2 protein-coding genes are annotated in these 760 nt (G+C 39.9%); both read right to left on the bottom strand.

From position 1 onward, the window contains the following. A partial coding sequence (locus JMX82_RS14325; protein ID WP_227676828.1) for an IS630 family transposase occupies positions 1 to 521 on the bottom strand: 521 nt, incomplete at its 3' end. Continuing rightward, the coding region (locus JMX82_RS14320; RefSeq protein WP_227676827.1) for an IS630 transposase-related protein at positions 505 to 760 on the bottom strand (256 nt) is incomplete at its 5' end. The genes JMX82_RS14320 and JMX82_RS14325, both read right to left, overlap by 17 nt.

Raw genomic sequence — 760 nt, 5'->3', positions numbered from 1 at the left:
TATAGTAAGTTTAATATAAAATCGATACAGCCCATATCATGAAATAGTTTAGGCAGATTATTTTCCATCCATTCTTGGCGTAGAAATTTAGCTTGTGCCCACTTCTTCTCGATAGGATTTAGATCAGGGCTGTAGGGTGGTAAAAATAAAAGGCGATGGCCGTGTCTATTAAGCAGTTTTTGTACTCGTTTATGAAAGCTTGCGTTATCCATTACGATTACGCACTTGGTTTTTAGGCTCGGTATTAGCGTGTACTTGCACCAGTTATAGAATATATCGCCATTGATGTTTTTCTCGAAGTAATCAAGTGCAAATAGTACTCTTTCGTATAGGGCTCCAATGACGTTGGTACGTTTTTTACCTTGCCAGTTGTAGCGATCGATACAAGGCTTACCTATCGGAGCATAGCCATAAGGCCTGATGGTCTCATGCTCAAAGCCACTTTCATCTATATAAACAATGGGATAGCCTTGAATTATATAATCACTCAGGTGATTGAGATACTTAGCTCTTTTTTCCAGACAGGCTTTTGGATGCTCTAGTGTCTTTTTTTTGGCTGATGTTTAATCGTTTTAAAGCATGATGAATGCCAGTTTTACTACAACCCAGACGATTTGCGCGCTCATATTGATAGTCATCAGGATATGCTTTGACATCCTGAAGCAAAGCGTCATCAGGTATTTTAGTCGGGGCTTTATCTCGCACTTTCTTAGGCTCTAAGTTCTGTCTCCAGCTATGTATAGTACTGGTGCTAAGCGCG

Source organism: Psychrobacter sp. 1044, assembly GCF_904846525.1.
Lineage (GTDB): Bacteria > Pseudomonadota > Gammaproteobacteria > Pseudomonadales > Moraxellaceae > Psychrobacter.
Note: the sequence above shows the minus strand (reverse complement) of the source record. Positions and strands in the feature narration are given on the sequence as shown.